Below are 15,232 nucleotides of genomic sequence, written 5' to 3'. Positions count from 1 at the left end.
CGGCCCGCCACCCCTGCCGGGGCGGCGGGCCGTCTGCGTATGCTCATGGACATGCCCACGCCGCCTGTGCACATCATCGGAGCCGGACCCGGCGGGCTCGCCACCGCGGCCGCGCTCGCCGACCGCGGGGTCAAGGCCGTCGTGCTCGACAAGTCGGACGACGTGGCCGCCTCGTGGCGCGCGCACTACGACCGGCTGCGGCTGCACACCACCCGGCGCTGGTCGTCCCTGCCGGGCCTGCCGATCCCCAGGTCCGCGGGCCGCTGGGTGCGGCGCGACGACTTCGTCCGCTACCTGGAGGCGTACGCGCGGTACCACCGGATCGACCTGGCCGCGGGCGTGGAGGTGGCGCGCGTGGACCGGCCCGCGCCCGACGGCGACTGGGTGCTGCACGCGAACGGGGGACGCCGCCTGCACGCGTCGGCCGTGGTGGTCGCGACGGGCTTCAACCACACGCCGCGGCTGCCGGACTGGCCCGGCCGCGACACGTTCACCGGCGAACTGCTGCACGCGCATGCCTACCGCACGCCCGGCCCCTGGCAGGACAGGGACGTGCTGGTCGTCGGGATCGGCAACACCGGCGCCGAGATAGCCACCGACCTGGCCACGGGCGGCGCGGGCCGGGTGCGCCTGGCCGTCAGGACCGCTCCGCACATCCTGCGCCGCGCCACGCTCGGCTGGCCCTCCCAGGCGAGCGCCATCCTGTGCCGGCGGCTGCCGGTCCGTCTGGTGGACCGGCTGGCCCGCCCGCTGGAGCGGACGGTGCCCGACCTGACGCCTCACGGCCTGCCGCGCCCGGACACCGGCCTGTACTCGCGGGTGCGGGAGGGCGCCATCCCCGTGCTCGACCCCGGCCTGGTGCGTGCGGTGCGGCGGGGGCAGGTGGAGCCGGTCGGCGCGGTCGAGTCCTTCGAGGGCGAGAAGGTGCTCCTGGCCAACGGCGAGACGATCACCCCGGAGGTCGTCATCGCGGCAACGGGCTACCGGCGCGGCCTCGAACCGCTGGTCGGCCACCTCGGGGTCCTCGACGGCCGGGGCCGCCCGCTGGTGCACGGCCGCGACACCCACCCGGCGGCGCCGCGGCTCTACTTCACCGGCTACACCAACCCCATCAGCGGCATGCTGCGCGAGCTGGCCAGGGACGCCCCGCGCATCGCGGCGGCCATCACCCGCGGGGCCTGACCGCGCCCCCGCGGTGGCGCCCCTCCCCGGGCGGGGGAGGGGCGGGTGATCCGCACTCGCCGAGCCGACGCCTCGACGTCCCCTCGCCACGCATCACCCCGGCCCCGCCCGGCCCCGCCTCCGAGGACCGGAACGGCGCACTTCCCCCAGGGTGAGCAGGGCGGCACGCACCGTCAATACCCGGCCGGTACCTGGACGCCCGCCTCGGCCCGCGACTCGGCCACCGGCGGCCCCGCGGACGCACAGTCCAGCTCGCACCAGACCCGTTTCCCCCGCCCCTCGGCCTGCCAGCCCCAGCGGTCGGCCAGCACGTCGATCAGCTCAAGACCGCGGCCGCCGGTGTCCTCGCCCTCCGCCCGTCTGGGGCGCGGCGCCCTGCTGCTGTCGTCCACCACCTCCAGGCGCACCGGAACGTTCCGCCCGGGGCGCCGTCCGCACGCGGTCAGCCGGAGCACGGCCGGCCGGCCGGTGTGCACCACCGCGTTCGTCACCAGCTCGGACACCAGCAGCACGAGCGTGTCCTGCTGCGCCTCGTCGGGGCAGGCCGGAGCGGCCTGGCCGCGCTCCAGCTGCGCCCGTACCCACCGGCGGGCCCGGCCCACCTCCGCGGGCTCGGGGGCGACCTCCAACTGCTTCTCCAGCTCCTGCACCGTTCACACCATCCGAACCGGGCGGACAAATCCCCTCACACCGAGGCACAACCCCGGCTCATCACAGCATGATTGACGGGCGAGTCGGACAACAAGTGCTTCAGGAATATTCCGGCGCAAAGGAGTAAGCAATCTGCAAACTGTGCGACCGCTCGGCGTGCCGATCGAACACCGTCGAGAAGCGGTCCGACCTGCGGCTCATGCCGTCAGGGGCGCCCCTGCGTCGCTGGTGGCGGCCTCCAGATCGGCGTAGCAGTCGAAAAGACGCCGTACCCCGAGCGCGGCGAGCACGCGGTTGACGTGCGAGCCGTCCGCCGCGCCGCGCGCCGGCAGGATCAGGCGCAGCTCACCGGCGCACGAGCGCATGAGCCGGCGCGCGGCCACCATCACGCCCACCCCGCTGGAGTCGCAGAACAGCACCTCGGACAGATCGAGCACCACCTGCCTGCGGCCGTCGGCCACCGCGTCGTGCACATGCTGGCGCACGGTCGGCGAGGCCGCCATGTCCAGCTCGCCGACGACCCGCAGCACGGTCCACTCCCCCCGCTGCTCCGCCCGCACTTTCAACGCCACGTCCCCGCGGCCCCTCTCCTGCTCGGCTCCTGCTCGGCTGTCCCGCTCATACGTTCCTTCTCTGCGCCCTGCCCACTTTTGCGGCCGTCACTCGTCCCCGCCGCCCCGGGCGCCGATTCATGTGCGGGGGCGCGCACGAACAGCACCGCACACTACATTTGACGTACGCACGGGGCCGAAGGTTGTCCGCAGCGGACGCGAGGCGGGGATGGGAGGCGGGATGGCGCACGAGACGCCGCCCCACTGGGACCGGAGCATGCGGCAGCGGCTCCGGCGCGGCGAGGCCGCGGCGCTCGCCGAGCTGTACGACCGGTTCGCGTCCCTCGCCTACGGAACGGCCCGGCGCGTGCTCGACGACGAGGCCGACACCGGCGAGGTGACCCGCGAGGTCTTCTCCCTCATCTGGCAGTCGCCGCACGACTTCGACCCGGACAAGGGTCCGATGCGCTCCTGGATCGCCGCCGCGGCCCACCGCCTGGCCGTCGACCGGCTGCGCCGCAGGCCGGGGCCCAGCGGCGCGAGCCCGGCCGAGCAGGCCGAGCTGGTGCGCGCAGCCTCCACCGCGGCCCGCGCCGACTACATCGTCACCGCGATGCCCGCCCCGCTGCGCGACGCACTCGAACTCACCAGGTTCCAGCGCCAGGACTGCCGGCAGATGGCGGAGCGTCTCGGCATCAGCGAGGCCGAGGCCCGCCGCCGGCTGCGCCTCGGTCTCCAGTTGCTCTCCTCCGCGGCCCGCTACTCCCCCGACGCCGGGCGGCCCGCGGAGCCGGGCCGGGAGCACGCGTGACGACTCCGCCGGAGCCCGGCCCGCGCCGGCCACCGGCGGCCGACGCCCACCGCGTCCCCGCACCACGCGACCCCAGGCCGCCCTCCGCGGACGGCGGGCCCGGCGGCCCGCCGCCGGTCACCCCTCGGCAACGGGAGGCCAGCGAGCCGATGTCCGCTCCCCTGGACGACCGGGATCATCAGGACCTGATGTCGCTGCTCGGCGCCTGGGCGCTGGCCGCCTGCACCCCGAAGGAGGCGGAACGGGTCGAGGCGCACCTCGGCGAGTGCGGGCGCTGCGCCGAGGAGGCCCTCGGCCTGCGGGACGCCGCCACCCTGCTCGAACCCCAGCGCAGCCTCGACCTCGACCCCGGGCTGCGCACCGCCGTGCTGGCGGACTGCCTGGCCCGCCGCCCCGCGCGGCAGCCGCTGCCGTCGTGGGCCGCACCGTTCGACGCGGAGGCGGCGCGGCTCGACGCGCTGCTCAACGACATGGCCGAGGACGAGTGGCGCACGCCCGTGTCGCTGCGCTGGTTCGCGGACGACCAGTGGTCCTGGCGCCGCACCACGGTGGCCGGCGTGGTGGACCACCTGCTGGCCGGGGACGGGCCGCTGGCCCGCGCCGTCGGCCTGCGGGACCCGGCGGGCACGGACCCGGCGGGCGGCCCGCCCGGCCACCTGCCGGATGCGGGCGACGGGGCGCGTGGCGAGCGCTGCCCGGCGTGGCAGCCGTGGCGCGACCGGACCAGATCGCTGGTGCGGAAGGCGGGCGAGCTGGGCGGCAGGACCGGGGAACGGACGCTGCCGCGCGCGGCGTTCGGTGATCCCGGACGCTTCCCAGGGGACGGCGACCGGGTACCGCTGTCCGACGCCTACCTGGACCGGGCGTTCGCCTGCTGGGTGCACGCCGGGGACATCGCCGAGGCGGTGGAGTACCCGTACGCCCCGCCGCACGGTCCGCATCTGCGGCTGCTGGTCGATCTGAACGCGCGACGGCTGCCGGGCAGCATCGCCGGCCGGCGGCGGGCCGGGCTCGCGGTGTCGCCCGCCCGGCTGACCACGGCGGGCACGCCGGGCCGCACGCTGCACCTGGAGGTCGAGGGCACGGGCGGCGGCCACTGGTACATCCCGCTCGACTCGCCGGTCGCCGGTGTCTCGCGCACGCAGGCGCGGGACGCGGTGGCGCATGTGGCGCTCGACGACGTGGTGTTCTGCCAGCTGGCCGCGGGCCGCACCTCGCCGGAGGACGCGGCCTCGGGCGTCGAGGGCGACCCGGCCGTCATACATGACGTGCTGAGCGCCGCGGCGGCGCTGTCCCGGCCGTGAGTCAGCCGAAGACGACGGTGCGGTGGCCGTTGATGAGGACCCGGCGTTCGCTGTGCCACTTCACCGCGCGGGCCAGTGCCTGGCACTCCACGTCGCGGCCGACCGCGACGAGCTGCTTCGGGGTCAGCTCGTGGCCGACCCGTTCCACTTCCTGCTCGATGATCGGGCCCTCGTCCAGCTCCGCCGTCACGTAGTGCGCGGTCGCGCCGATCAGCTTCACGCCCCTGGCGTGCGCCTGGTGGTACGGCCGGGCGCCCTTGAAGCTGGGGAGGAAGGAGTGGTGGATGTTGATGATGCGGCCCGGCAGCCGCTTGCACAGGTCGTCGGAGATCACCTGCATGTAGCGGGCGAGCACGATCAGCTCCACCCCCTCGTCCTCGACGATCCGCAGCAGCCGCGCCTCCGCCTCCGCCTTATTGTCCGCGGTGACCGGAATGTGGTGGAACGGGACGTCGTTGGACGCGGCCAGCTCGGAGAAGTCGGGGTGGTTGGAGACCACGGCCGCGATCTCGACGGGCAGCGCGCCGCTCCGCGCGCGGAACAGCAGGTCGTTGAGGCAGTGCCCGAACTTGCTGACCATGAGCAGCACGCGCATCTTCTCGTCGGCCGGGTGCAGCTGCCAGTCCATGCGGAACGTGTCGCCGACCGCGGCGAAGCTCGCGCGCAGCTTCTCCGGCTCCACTCGGCCCTCGGCCGAGAAGTGCACCCGCATGAAGAACAGTCCGGTGTCCCGATCGCCGAACTGCTGGCTGTCCTCGATGTTGCAGCCGGTCATGAACAGGTAGCTCGACACGGCGTGCACGATGCCGGGCTTGTCGGAACAGGACAGCGTCAGCACGAACTGGGACCGCGCCGCGGGCTGGTCTGGCTGGTCGGTGGTCATGGTGCCCAAGCGTGGCACACCGGCATCAGACCGTGTGCATCGCGGCGGCCAGGTCGTCCAGGGTGCGCGGCGGCACCTCCGGGTCCTCGCCGTCGTTGACCGCGAGCCGCGTGTGCGCCTCGCGCGCCGCGCGCACGGCCTCGGGCCAGCCGTGGTGCTGGAGGTAGTCGGTCACGGGGGCATCGGCGCCGACCTGGTGCATGATCCGCAGCACGCGCAGCACGGCGACGTCCACGAGGGCGGCCTCCTGGCTGTCCCTGAAGACCGTGCCGACGTATTTCTCTGCGGACCAGTTGTCCAGCCAGGTGTCCTCCACCAGCCGGTAGACCGCGTCCGTCACGTCACCGTAGCCGGGCACGCCGGCCACCCAGCACGTCTGGTGGAAGGCGGAGTCGGAGAGCATGTGCAGCGCCGAGCGCACATTGGTGCGCCAGCGCCACCACGGCATGTCGTTGAGCGGCATGCCTGCCATGGTGGAGGAACGGCGGGCGTGACGGGAAGACTTTTCGGTGCTTTGTGCGCTCACAGTTGCGTCGCCGCCCGTTCGGGCAGGCCGTGTTTCCTGGCCAGCGGGTTCCACAGCTCGGCCGCGCGTTCCTTCGCCGATGTCGCCCGGCCGCTGGCCGCGTCGCCGTTCGACGCCCGGTCGGTGTGCCGCGCCTGTCCGCCCCGGCAGACCTGCGGGTCGTTGCCCGCCTGGTCGGCCCAGGCCGCGTAGTGCTCGTCGGCCTCCGCCGAGGCGTGCCACGCCTCGCTGAGCGACTGGGCGAGTGCCTCGCCCTCGGGCAGCTGGTCGAGCGCGAGCCCGTCAAGACGCGTGACGAGGCCGTTGCGCTGCTCCGCCGCGGCGCGCAGGTCCTCCGCGGCCCGGTCGAGGTCGCGGCAGGCCCTGATGCTGGTGACGGACTCGATGACCGCGTCCCTGCTGTCGTTGCTGTCCGCGAGCAGCGCGGACAGCGCTTCGGCCTGCTCTGCCTCGGCGTCCGCCGCCTCCCCGGCACCGCCGTCCGCCCCCTCCGCCCCCTCCGCCGTGCCGTTCTCCGGCTCCTTCTCCCCGGCCGCCTCCGGCTCCGTGGTCTCCCGCGTGTCCCCGCCGTCGTCGTCGCCGCCGCTGAGCGCGGCCCCCGCGATCAGGCCGACGAGCGCGCAGCCGACGACGACCGCGGCCGCCACCACGGCGGGGGAACGGCGCCGCGGACCGCCGGTGGACCGCCGCCCGCCGCCACCGCCGTGCGGCGGTGGTGGCTCCTCGGCGACGGCCGCCGACCGGAAGAGGCTGTCGAAGTCGCCGGGCACGCGCGGCATGGACTGCGTCGGCTCGGCTTCGCCCCGCGGGGGCGCGGCCGGTCCCGGCCTGCCGTGCCCGGGTCCGGCGGGCGCGGGCCGGGTGGGCGCGGGCCGGGTGGGCGCGGGACCGCGGTAGGCGCGCAGCTGCGTCGTGGCCTCGGGGTCCCCGGCCGCCGGAACGGGCGGGATCAGCTGGGTCGCGCTCTCCGAACCATCCCCGGGGACCGGCGGGATCAGCTGGGTGGCACTCTCCGAACCATCCCCGGGAACGGGCGGGATCAGCTGGGTGGCACTCTCCGAACCGTCCGCGGGCGGCGCGGACGGGCGGGCCGGGGTGCCCTGCGCGGGCAGCGCCCTGATCCGGGCGGTCGTCTCCACGGCCGGGATCTGCTGGGTCGCGTCGCCGTGGGCGGGGGCCGGGGCGGGCTGGGCGGGCGGCGGTGCCGCGGGCATCGGCGGCGTCGGCGACTGCGGCAGCGCCGGGGCCTGCGCGGCCGCGGGCGTCTGCGGCGGGGCGGGCATCTCCGGCGGGGCGGGCGTCTGCGACGGTGCGCCGGGTCCGGCGGCGGGGAACGGCGGGGGCGGGCCGGGCACGGCGGCCTGCCGCGGCGGCCCGGCCGCGTCCGGGCCCCACGGCTGGCCCCAGGGCTGACCGGGGAGCGGGGCGACGACGGTGGCGTCCTGACCGCGCTGCGGGGCGCTGGAGTCCCATGCCTCACTGCCGTCCGACGGCAGTATCACGCCCTCACGGGGTTCGTTGTCCCGTCCGTTGTGGCTGGTCACGCGGGCTCCTCGTCACTCAACGCCGTTCGCCGGGCCACGCTACCGGCCCTACAGGAGACTCGCGGTGCCACCTCCCGGCGTCAAGTCCGGCAGGTCAGCGGGGACTCACACCTTCACGCGGCGGTCTGCGGGCGGTGAACTCGCGCACCGGCGGCTCGTTGCGGTGCGGTTCGAGGCGGGCGGTGAACTCCTCCAGGTACTCCGTGCCGCGGCCGGAGCGCAGGCCGTCCAGCATGGTGCCCGCCTCCGCGGCGGTGTGACAGGCCAGTTCCAGCTCACCCTCCTGCAACTGGCCCGTGGCCAGCACCACAAGCCCTATGGCCCGCCGCCGCGTCCGCGTCCCGGGGTGGCCGGCGAGCGCCTCGGCCGCCCGTTTCTGCGCCTCGCGGCCCTGGCCGAGGTCGCGGTGGCAGTGGGCGAGTTCGTCGGCGAGGTAGGCGGCGTCGAAGTGCGCGATCCACACCGGGTCGTCGCCCGACTCCCCGCCGGAACGCTCCAGCGCCGCCGTCGCGTCGGCCGCCGCCCGGTGGCAGGCCGCGCGGTCGCCGAGCTGCGCGTATCCGCGGGCCTCCGCGGCCAGGAACAGCGCTTCCGCGCGCGGCGTCGCGCGCCCCTTGGCGCCCTCCTGGGCCGCGCGGGCCAGCTGGATCACCTCACGCGGGTTGCCGAGTGCGGCCGCAAGATGGCTCATTCCCGCCGCCAGCACATAGCCGCCGAAGCCCCGGTCCCCCGCGGCCTGGGCGAGGCGCAGGGCCTGGATGTAGTAGCGCTGTGCGAGCCCGGGCAGGCCGGTGTCCACGGCCATGTACCCGGCCAGCTCCGTCAGCCGCGCCGCCGCGCCGAACAGCTCACGGCCGACCGTCTCCCGGTAGGCGCCGGAGAGCAGCCCCGACACCACGCTGTTGAGGTAGTGGACGACGACCGGGCGCACGTGCCCGGCGCCCCAGCGCCGGTCGAGACGCACCAGCGCGGCGGTGGTGGCGAGCACGGCCTCGACGTCGGCGGTGCCCACGCGCGTGCCCGCGGTGCGGGCGACCTCGGCGTCGGCCGGGGTGATCAGCCAGTCCCGGCTGGGCTCCACCAGCGCGGCGGGCGCGACGTGCGAGCCGCCGGTGGCGTACGGGTTCTGACCTTCGCCGTTCTCCCGTCTGGCCACGTCCGAGTGCCACAGCTCACCGGCCTGTTCGACGCACTCGGCGAGCCCGGCCGCGAAGTGCAGGCCGACGGACGAGGTCAGCTGGCGGGCGGTGCCCATGCCGATCTCGTCGACGGTCACCGGCCGGCCGAGCTTGCGGCCCAGCGCCTCGGCAATGACGTCAGGCGCGCGGCCGCGTGGCTGCTGGCCGCGAATCCAGCGCGCCACGGACGTCTTGTCGTAGCGGAAGTCGAAACCGCGCTCGGCCGCGCACATGTTGACGCGGCGCGCCAGCCCGGCGTTCGAGCAGGCCGCTTCCCTGATGAGGGCGAGCAGCCGTTCGTTGGGCTGGCGGGCGATCAGTGGTCTGGCAGTCATCAGCGGCTCCCTTTGCTGACGGGCCCCTGGGGAATCCCGGCTGATCACTGCCCGGCCGCCGCCCGGTCCATCCCGTATGCCCCCATGGATGCACCGATGCGCCCCGCGTGCGGGTGCCCCCCGGGAGACCCGTTTCCGCGCGGCCGTAACCCGTGCGGAGTAGTCGAGTTGTCATCGGCGTGGAAGAGACCAGCGCACGCACCGCAGGAGACACGGCCCCGCCCCTCGCACGGCAATTCGGCGGAAACCTACTCGAACACGCCCTTCAGTACGTCAAGGAACGGCACTGGGAGGTGCTGCCGGGGGCATGGATTGAGTCGGATTCCGGCGCGGCGCGCTGTTCGTGCGCCGTTCCGGCATGCGGTGCGCCCGGCGCGCACCCCGTGCGCCGGGACTGGACGACGCACACGACAGGCAGCACCGCGGAGGTGCGCCGGCTGTGGTCGCGGGAGCCGCGGGCGGCGATCCTGCTGCCGACCGGGCGCACGTTCGACGTCTTCGACGTGCCGGAGACGGCGGGCTGTCTGGCGCTGGCCCGGATGGAGCGGAGCGGGGTGGCGCCGGGGCCTGTCGCGGCGACGCCCGCGGGCCGTATGCAGTTCTTCGTGCTGCCGGGCGGTGCGGCGAAGGCCCCTGGGCTGGTGCGGCAGCTGGGCTGGTCCCCGGCGGCGCTCGACCTCTCGGTGCGCGGCGAGGGCGACTTCGTGGCCGCCCCGCCGACCCGCATGGGCCGCCGCGGTGCCGCGCAGTGGGTGCACCGGCCGACCTCGGTGAACCGCTGGCTCCCGGACGCGGCGGAGCTGATCGCCCCCCTCGCCTACGCCTGCGGCCAGGAGCCCTGACCGAACGAACCCACCGAATGAATCCGGGGGAAATCGGCGGAAGCGCCCCGTCTAGGGTGTGGGGCATGACAGGCCAACCTGAGCAGGACACGACACCAGGGGCAGCCGCAACGGACACGGCGGCCCGGACGGCCGTGTCCGTGCGGGGGCTGTGGAAGCGATTCGGGGAGCAGGTCGCCGTCTCCGGCATCGACCTGGACCTTCCGGCGGGCCGGTTCGTCGGCCTCGTCGGACCGAACGGCGCGGGCAAGACCACCACGCTTTCGATGATCACGGGGCTGCTCAGGCCGGACTCCGGCGTCGTGGAGGTCGCCGGCACGGACGTGTGGCGGGACCCGGTGGCGGTCAAGGCGCGGATCGGGGTACTGCCCGAGGGGCTGCGCCTGTTCGAACGGCTCTCGGGCCGGGAGCTGCTGACCTACCTCGGCCGGCTGCGCGGGCTGCCGGCCGACGAGGTGGACCGGCGCACGAACCAGCTGCTCGACGTTCTCGACCTGTCGGGCGCGCAGCACAAGCTGGTGGTCGACTACTCGACGGGCATGCGGAAGAAGACCGGGCTGGCCGCGGCGCTGCTGCACAATCCCGAAGTGCTGTTCCTCGACGAGCCGTTCGAGGGCGTGGACCCGGTGTCGGCGCAGATCATCCGCGGCGTGCTGGAACGTTATACGGCCTCGGGCGCGACGGTCGTGTTCTCCAGCCACGTGATGGAGCTGGTGGAGTCGCTGTGCGACTGGGTCGCGGTGATGGCCGCGGGCCGGATCAGGGCGCACGGCCCGCTGGACGAGGTGCGCGGGGACGCCGAGTCCTTGCAGAGCGCCTTCCTCGGCCTGGTGGGGGCGCATGGCAATCCGGCCGGGGACCGGCTGGACTGGCTGGGCGGCGGCGGCACATGAGCGGCGGCATGGGAACCGCGGAACTCTCGGCCTCCTCGGTCGCCGGAACGTTCCTGCGGCTGAAACTGTCGCTGCTGCGGAACGGGGTGCGGCAGTCCAAGGGACGCTCGGCGGCGTTCGTCGGCTCGCTGGTGGTCGCGGGCCTCTTCGGCGTCCTGGGACTGCTGATCATGGTGGCGCTGCGCGGGCACGAGGACGGACCCGCCGCGGGCGTCGCGCTGGTCGCGGCCACGGCGCTCGGCTGGGCATTCATGCCGCTGTTCGTGGGTGCCGCGGACGAGACGCTCGACCCGGGGCGGCTGGTGATGCTGCCGCTGCGGCCCAGGCCGCTGCTGACCGCGCAGCTCGTCGCCTCCCTGGTGGGCGCCGGACCGCTGTTCACCCTGCTGCTCGTGGCCGGCGCGGTGGTGCCGGGGGCGCGCGGCGGGGCGGCCACGGTGGTCGCCGTGTGCGCCGTCGCGCTGGTGCTGCTGACGTGCACGACGCTCTCGCGCACGCTCGCCACGGCGAACGCGGGCCTGCTGAGCAGCCGCAAGGGACGTGACCTGGCCGTACTCAGCGGACTCGTGGTGGCGTTCGGCATCCAGGGGGTGAACCTCGGCTTCTCCGTCCTGGCCGACGAGGACGGCGACGGGCTCGGCCCCGTCGCCGCGGTGGCCGAGGTGGCGCGGTGGGTGCCACCCGCCTCGGCGGTGGACGCGGTGCGGGCGGCGGGCGAGGGCTCGTGGGGCTTCGTGGCCTACGGCCTCGGCGGCACGCTGCTCGCCTGCGGGCTGCTGCTCCTGTGGTGGAGCCGCACGCTGACCCGGCTGATGACCGCGCCGGACGCCTCCACGCTCCAGGCCGCGCCGGAGAGCGCCGGCGCGCGCGGTGCCGCGGAACGCGGCCTGGCCGCGTGGCTGCCCGAGGGGCGCACGGGAACGGTGATGCGGCGCGCGCTGACGTACGCGTGGCGCGACCCGAAGACGAAGATGGGCTGGGCGATGTCGCTCGGCATGGGCCTGCTGCTCCCGCTGGTCTTCGCGGTGCAGGGCAACGGCAGCGTGTACAACGCCTGTTGGGTCGCCGCGCTGCTCGGCTTGCAGATGTACAACCAGTTCGGCCAGGACTACAGCGGTTTCTGGCTGGTCGCGCAGACCATCGGCACGGACCGGGACGCGTATCTGGAACTGCGGGGGCGCGCGCTGGCGATCGGGCTGATCGGGCTGCCGTTCACGTGCGTGGTCGTGGTGGGCTCCGCGGCCGCGTTCGGGGCGTGGGGGTCGCTGCCCGACGGGCTCGGCCTGGCGCTCGCGCTGCTGGGCGCGCTGGTCGCGGCGGGCGCGGTGACCAGCGCCCGGTTCCCCTACTCGATCCCGCAGGACAACGCGATGAAGAACGTGGCGCCGGGGCAGGGCGCGTTGGCGTGGTTCAGCATCATCGGCGGCATGCTGGCCGGCGGCGTGCTGTGCGCGCCGGTGATCGCGCTCACCGTGTGGGCCCACGCGCAGGACGCGGCCTGGACCTGGGCGCTGCTGCCGGCGGGGGCCGGGTACGGGCTGCTGCTGGCGTGGGCGGGACTGCGGATCGCGGCGCCGATGACGGCGGCACGGCTGCCGGAGATCCTGGCCGCGGTCAGCAGGTCCTGACCCGGGTCCTGACATGCGTGCGGCCCGGCCCCGCGGGCCGGGCCGCACGCGACGGCTCACGCCGCGATGTCGCCCTGACGGAAGTCGGCGATCTCCAGGATCTGGTCGGCCGGCGGCTCCTCGAAGGCGACCGGCTCGTTGAAGTCGCTGAACTCGATCTCCATGGGGGTGCCGTCCGCCTGGGTGCGCATCAGCAGCGGGTAGGGCTCGCCCTCGGCGGCGACGAAGATGGTGGTGACCTCGCCGCCGCTTTCCTCGTGGATCGGGATGACGGGAACACCGTTGTGCTCCGTCTGCGGGTCGGCCGTGACATTGTCCCCGGCGCTGCCGGTCGGGCCCAGCTCGCCGAAGAACTCGTCGAGCGCGCAGGTGCCGGCCATCTGCGACAGCTCCGGGTCACTGGTGGTGCCGTGCAGGTAACTGCCGTCCACCAGGCTGATGAGCGCCGGGTCGGAGGCGCCCATGCCGTTCTCCCAGAACTGGCTGTCCGGCTTCATCCACACTTCCTCGCCGCTCATCAGCAGCTCCACGGACCCGGCGCCGGGCGCGGTGACGGAGCCCTGGCAGGTGCCGTCCGTGTCGAGGTGGAGGTCCATACCGAAGCCGATGGCCGAGGTGTCCCCGACCGTGGCCATGCGGAGCGAGTCGACCGAGGTCAGGGCGTCCGCGGCGGCCTGCGCTATCTCGTCGGGCGGCAGATCCGCGGTGGCCGAGCCGCCGCCGCTGTCGCCGCCCTCGCCGGAGTCACCGCCGTCGCCGCCCTCGTCCCCGCCGCCGCCGGTCTCGCCGCCTGCGGAACCGCCGCCCTCGAACGGTGACTCGCCGTCACCGCCACCACATGCTGCGGTGAGCACCACCAGACTGGCGATGACCGCGGCAGTCCCGGCTCGGCGCGTCGCTTTTGACATATCAACTCCCCCTTGGGCCCCCACGATGGACCGTAATCATCGCACAGCCGCACGACTGAACGACCGCCGAATGTTCCGGGTTTGCACCAGTCCTGTCACGTCACGGTCATGACGGGCCGTCACGATCGCCCGCCGGCCGGGGCCGCCCCCAGGGCCTCCCCGACGAACGGTCCGACGATCTCCCGCCATTCCGCGGGCCGCTCCATATGCACGAGGTGGCCGGCGTCCGGTATGTCGGCGTACCGGCCGTGCGGCAGCACCCGGACCATCTCCTGCGCCTCGGCCCGGCCCAGCTCCCCCTCCAGACCGCGCACGACGAGGGCCGGGCAGCGCACCTGGGCCAGCTCCTCCCAGTGCGCGTCGCGGACCCAGCTCTCGCGGGCGGCGAGCATCTGGCGCCGGGAGAAGCCGGGCCGCCAGCCGTCGGCGCGCTCGGCCATCACCTCGGCGAAGAAGTCGCCGCGGGCGGGCCGCGGCCGGTCGAGGGCCGGGTCCTCGGCACCGAACCAGCGCCGCACGTCCGCGAGCGTCGCGAACGGCAGGGGCCAGGAGGCCAGCCAGTCCCGCCACTCACGCCGCGCCCTGACGCCGAGCGCCGCCGCCCGCATATCGCAGATCACCACGGCGCGCACCAGGTCGGGCCGCCGGGCGGCCAGCTGCCAGGCGGTCAGCGCGCCCATGGCGTGGCCGATCAGCACCGCGGGCCCGAGGCCGAGCTGCTCCACCGCGGCCTCCGCGTCGGACACGAAGGCGTCGCGGTCGAACGGGCCCGCGGCCGGCTTGGCGCTGCGGCCGTGGCCGCGCTGGTCCAGGGCCACCGCACGGAAGCGGCCGGAGAGCCAGCGGGCGGTGTCGGCCCAGTGGGCGGCCCTGCCGAGCAGCCCGTGCAGCAGCAGCACCCCTGGACGCCCGGCCGCGGACCCCGCGGCCGGAACGGGTGGATCGGGTGGATCGGACGGACCGGGGGGACCGGGTGGGTCGGTGAACTCCCATGCCGCGAGCCGGACCCCACCCTGCCCGCTCACGTCGAAGCGCCGCACCATGTGCACCCGCCCCTCTCTCCGGCCTCGGCTCGCCCCGTACCTCCAGAGGCCACGATATCGAATAAATATTCGAACACCGGGCAGTTGCCGCCCAAGATTCCCCTTTCGGATGACGAAGTCTCAGGGTCGACGGCCGCCGGACTCGGGAATCCGGGCCGACCCGCGGGGCGGGCCGGCCCGGTCTCACCCCTTGTTGACGAAGACGTGCATCGCCACGTCGTGCGCCAGCTCGGCCGACTCGCCACCGCTGCCGACCTGCACCGCGCCAGCCTGGCCCGCGGTGACGCTGACCGACGCCCCCGGCTGTACCCCCGCCCTGCGCAGCGTCTGCATGACGGCGGCGTCCATCTGGATCGGCTCGCCGATGCGCCGCACCACGACGGTCTTCCCGCCGTCGGCGTCCAGATCGGCGAGCGCCACCATGCCCTCGCCGAGAAACGGGCCGACCTCCCCCTTCTCCCCCAGCTCGGCCAGGCCGGGGATCGGATTCCCATAGGGCGATTCGGTCGGGTGGTTGAGCAGCTCCAGCACGCGGCGCTCGACCGCGTCGCTCATCACGTGCTCCCAGCGGCACGCCTCCGCGTGCACCTGCTCCCACTCCAGGCCGATCACGTCGACCAGCAGACACTCGGCCAGCCGGTGCTTGCGCATCACGCGCTGCGCCAGGCGCCGCCCCTCGTCCGTCAGCTCCAGGTGCCGGTCCCCCGCGATGGTCAGCAGGCCGTCGCGCTCCATGCGCGCCACGGTCTGGCTGACCGTGGGCCCGCTCTGTTCGAGCCGCTCGGCGATACGGGCCCGCATCGGGATCACGCCCTCCTCCTCCAGCTCCAGAATGGTGCGGAGGTACATCTCGGTCGTGTCGATGAGTCCGGACATAAGTGCCCCTCGAAGTCTCGTGCGGTGGCCCTGCTCCAATTCTGACGCACGGCGATGACAACCGATCCCGCCGCGGG

At 74.5% G+C, this 15,232-nt stretch carries 15 protein-coding genes; 6 read left to right on the top strand and 9 right to left on the bottom strand.

Features of this window, described 5'->3' with window-relative positions:
* Positions 1-51: 51 nt before the first annotated feature.
* On the top strand, positions 52-1,182 hold the full coding sequence (locus STBA_RS21715) for an NAD(P)/FAD-dependent oxidoreductase (protein ID WP_253194898.1): 1,131 nt from the start codon (positions 52-54) through the stop codon (positions 1,180-1,182).
* A 173-nt stretch (positions 1,183-1,355) separates the two neighbouring features.
* On the opposite strand, the gene STBA_RS21710 is transcribed toward STBA_RS21715, so the two are convergent.
* The gene (locus STBA_RS21710) at positions 1,356-1,832 is read right to left on the bottom strand and encodes an ATP-binding protein (RefSeq protein WP_077060852.1); all 477 of its coding nucleotides are present in this window, start codon (positions 1,830-1,832) and stop codon (positions 1,356-1,358) included.
* Positions 1,833-2,030: 198 nt separating this feature from the next.
* The gene (locus tag STBA_RS21705; protein WP_077060851.1) at positions 2,031-2,405 is read right to left on the bottom strand and encodes an STAS domain-containing protein; all 375 of its coding nucleotides are present in this window, start codon (positions 2,403-2,405) and stop codon (positions 2,031-2,033) included.
* A gap of 220 nt (positions 2,406-2,625) precedes the next feature.
* Between STBA_RS21705 and STBA_RS21700 the strand changes: the two genes are divergently transcribed.
* Together STBA_RS21700 and STBA_RS21695 are read left to right on the top strand one after the other, a co-directional pair.
* Positions 2,626-3,195: a sigma-70 family RNA polymerase sigma factor gene (locus STBA_RS21700; RefSeq protein WP_077060850.1), complete on the top strand. Its 570-nt coding sequence runs from the start codon at positions 2,626-2,628 to the stop codon at positions 3,193-3,195.
* Positions 3,192-4,499, top strand: coding sequence for a zf-HC2 domain-containing protein (locus STBA_RS21695; protein WP_079252080.1), 1,308 nt, complete (start codon positions 3,192-3,194; stop codon positions 4,497-4,499). The genes STBA_RS21700 and STBA_RS21695 overlap by 4 nt, the downstream gene beginning before the upstream one ends.
* Position 4,500: 1 nt before the next feature.
* On the opposite strand, the gene purU is transcribed toward STBA_RS21695, so the two are convergent.
* From purU to STBA_RS21675, 4 genes are all read right to left on the bottom strand, one after another.
* Complete coding sequence (gene purU / locus STBA_RS21690; RefSeq protein ID WP_077063489.1) at positions 4,501-5,382, bottom strand: formyltetrahydrofolate deformylase; 882 nt, start codon at positions 5,380-5,382, stop codon at positions 4,501-4,503.
* 25 nt (positions 5,383-5,407) lie between these two features.
* A complete protein-coding gene (locus STBA_RS21685) occupies positions 5,408-5,854 on the bottom strand; it encodes a hypothetical protein (RefSeq protein ID WP_171987754.1) in 447 nt (148 codons plus the stop codon).
* A 50-nt stretch (positions 5,855-5,904) separates the two neighbouring features.
* Positions 5,905-7,452 (bottom strand): hypothetical protein, encoded by a 1,548-nt coding sequence (locus STBA_RS37910; protein ID WP_077060847.1) that lies wholly within the window; start codon positions 7,450-7,452, stop codon positions 5,905-5,907.
* 94 nt (positions 7,453-7,546) lie between these two features.
* On the bottom strand, positions 7,547-8,965 hold the full coding sequence (locus STBA_RS21675) for a transcriptional regulator (protein WP_077060846.1): 1,419 nt from the start codon (positions 8,963-8,965) through the stop codon (positions 7,547-7,549).
* Between the two features lie 179 nt (positions 8,966-9,144).
* Here STBA_RS21675 and STBA_RS21670 point away from each other — a divergent pair, with 179 nt between their 5' ends.
* From STBA_RS21670 to STBA_RS21660, 3 genes are all read left to right on the top strand, one after another.
* Positions 9,145-9,807, top strand: coding sequence for a bifunctional DNA primase/polymerase (locus tag STBA_RS21670; RefSeq protein ID WP_077060845.1), 663 nt, complete (start codon positions 9,145-9,147; stop codon positions 9,805-9,807).
* A 65-nt stretch (positions 9,808-9,872) separates the two neighbouring features.
* Positions 9,873-10,700, top strand: coding sequence for an ABC transporter ATP-binding protein (locus STBA_RS21665; RefSeq protein ID WP_107485257.1), 828 nt, complete (start codon positions 9,873-9,875; stop codon positions 10,698-10,700).
* Between the two features lie 8 nt (positions 10,701-10,708).
* A complete protein-coding gene (locus STBA_RS21660) occupies positions 10,709-12,328 on the top strand; it encodes a transporter (RefSeq protein ID WP_077060843.1) in 1,620 nt (539 codons plus the stop codon).
* 56 nt (positions 12,329-12,384) lie between these two features.
* On the opposite strand, the gene STBA_RS21655 is transcribed toward STBA_RS21660, so the two are convergent.
* The 3 genes from STBA_RS21655 to STBA_RS21645 form a co-directional block, all read right to left on the bottom strand.
* A complete protein-coding gene (locus tag STBA_RS21655) occupies positions 12,385-13,236 on the bottom strand; it encodes a hypothetical protein (protein ID WP_171987753.1) in 852 nt (283 codons plus the stop codon).
* Positions 13,237-13,355: 119 nt separating this feature from the next.
* The gene (locus tag STBA_RS21650) at positions 13,356-14,279 is read right to left on the bottom strand and encodes an alpha/beta hydrolase (RefSeq protein WP_077060841.1); all 924 of its coding nucleotides are present in this window, start codon (positions 14,277-14,279) and stop codon (positions 13,356-13,358) included.
* Between the two features lie 183 nt (positions 14,280-14,462).
* Positions 14,463-15,155, bottom strand: coding sequence for an iron dependent repressor, metal binding and dimerization domain protein (locus STBA_RS21645; protein ID WP_077060840.1), 693 nt, complete (start codon positions 15,153-15,155; stop codon positions 14,463-14,465).
* Positions 15,156-15,232 lie beyond the last annotated feature (77 nt).

Source organism: Streptomyces sp. MP131-18, from assembly GCF_001984575.1.
Classification (GTDB): Bacteria; Actinomycetota; Actinomycetes; order Streptomycetales; family Streptomycetaceae; genus Streptomyces; species Streptomyces johnsoniae.
Note: the sequence above shows the minus strand (reverse complement) of the source record. Positions and strands in the feature narration are given on the sequence as shown.

Coding starts and splice junctions, on each gene's coding strand:
- STBA_RS21715 (WP_253194898.1), top strand. CDS start 52: ATGCCCACGCCGCCTGTGCACATCATCGGAGCCGGACCCGGCGGGCTC.
- STBA_RS21700 (WP_077060850.1), top strand. CDS start 2,626: ATGGCGCACGAGACGCCGCCCCACTGGGACCGGAGCATGCGGCAGCGG.
- purU (WP_077063489.1), bottom strand. CDS start 5,382: ATGACCACCGACCAGCCAGACCAGCCCGCGGCGCGGTCCCAGTTCGTG.
- STBA_RS21685 (WP_171987754.1), bottom strand. CDS start 5,854: ATGGCAGGCATGCCGCTCAACGACATGCCGTGGTGGCGCTGGCGCACC.
- STBA_RS21675 (WP_077060846.1), bottom strand. CDS start 8,965: ATGACTGCCAGACCACTGATCGCCCGCCAGCCCAACGAACGGCTGCTC.
- STBA_RS21665 (WP_107485257.1), top strand. CDS start 9,873: ATGACAGGCCAACCTGAGCAGGACACGACACCAGGGGCAGCCGCAACG.
- STBA_RS21660 (WP_077060843.1), top strand. CDS start 10,709: ATGGGAACCGCGGAACTCTCGGCCTCCTCGGTCGCCGGAACGTTCCTG.
- STBA_RS21655 (WP_171987753.1), bottom strand. CDS start 13,236: ATGTCAAAAGCGACGCGCCGAGCCGGGACTGCCGCGGTCATCGCCAGT.
- STBA_RS21650 (WP_077060841.1), bottom strand. CDS start 14,279: ATGGTGCGGCGCTTCGACGTGAGCGGGCAGGGTGGGGTCCGGCTCGCG.
- STBA_RS21645 (WP_077060840.1), bottom strand. CDS start 15,155: ATGTCCGGACTCATCGACACGACCGAGATGTACCTCCGCACCATTCTG.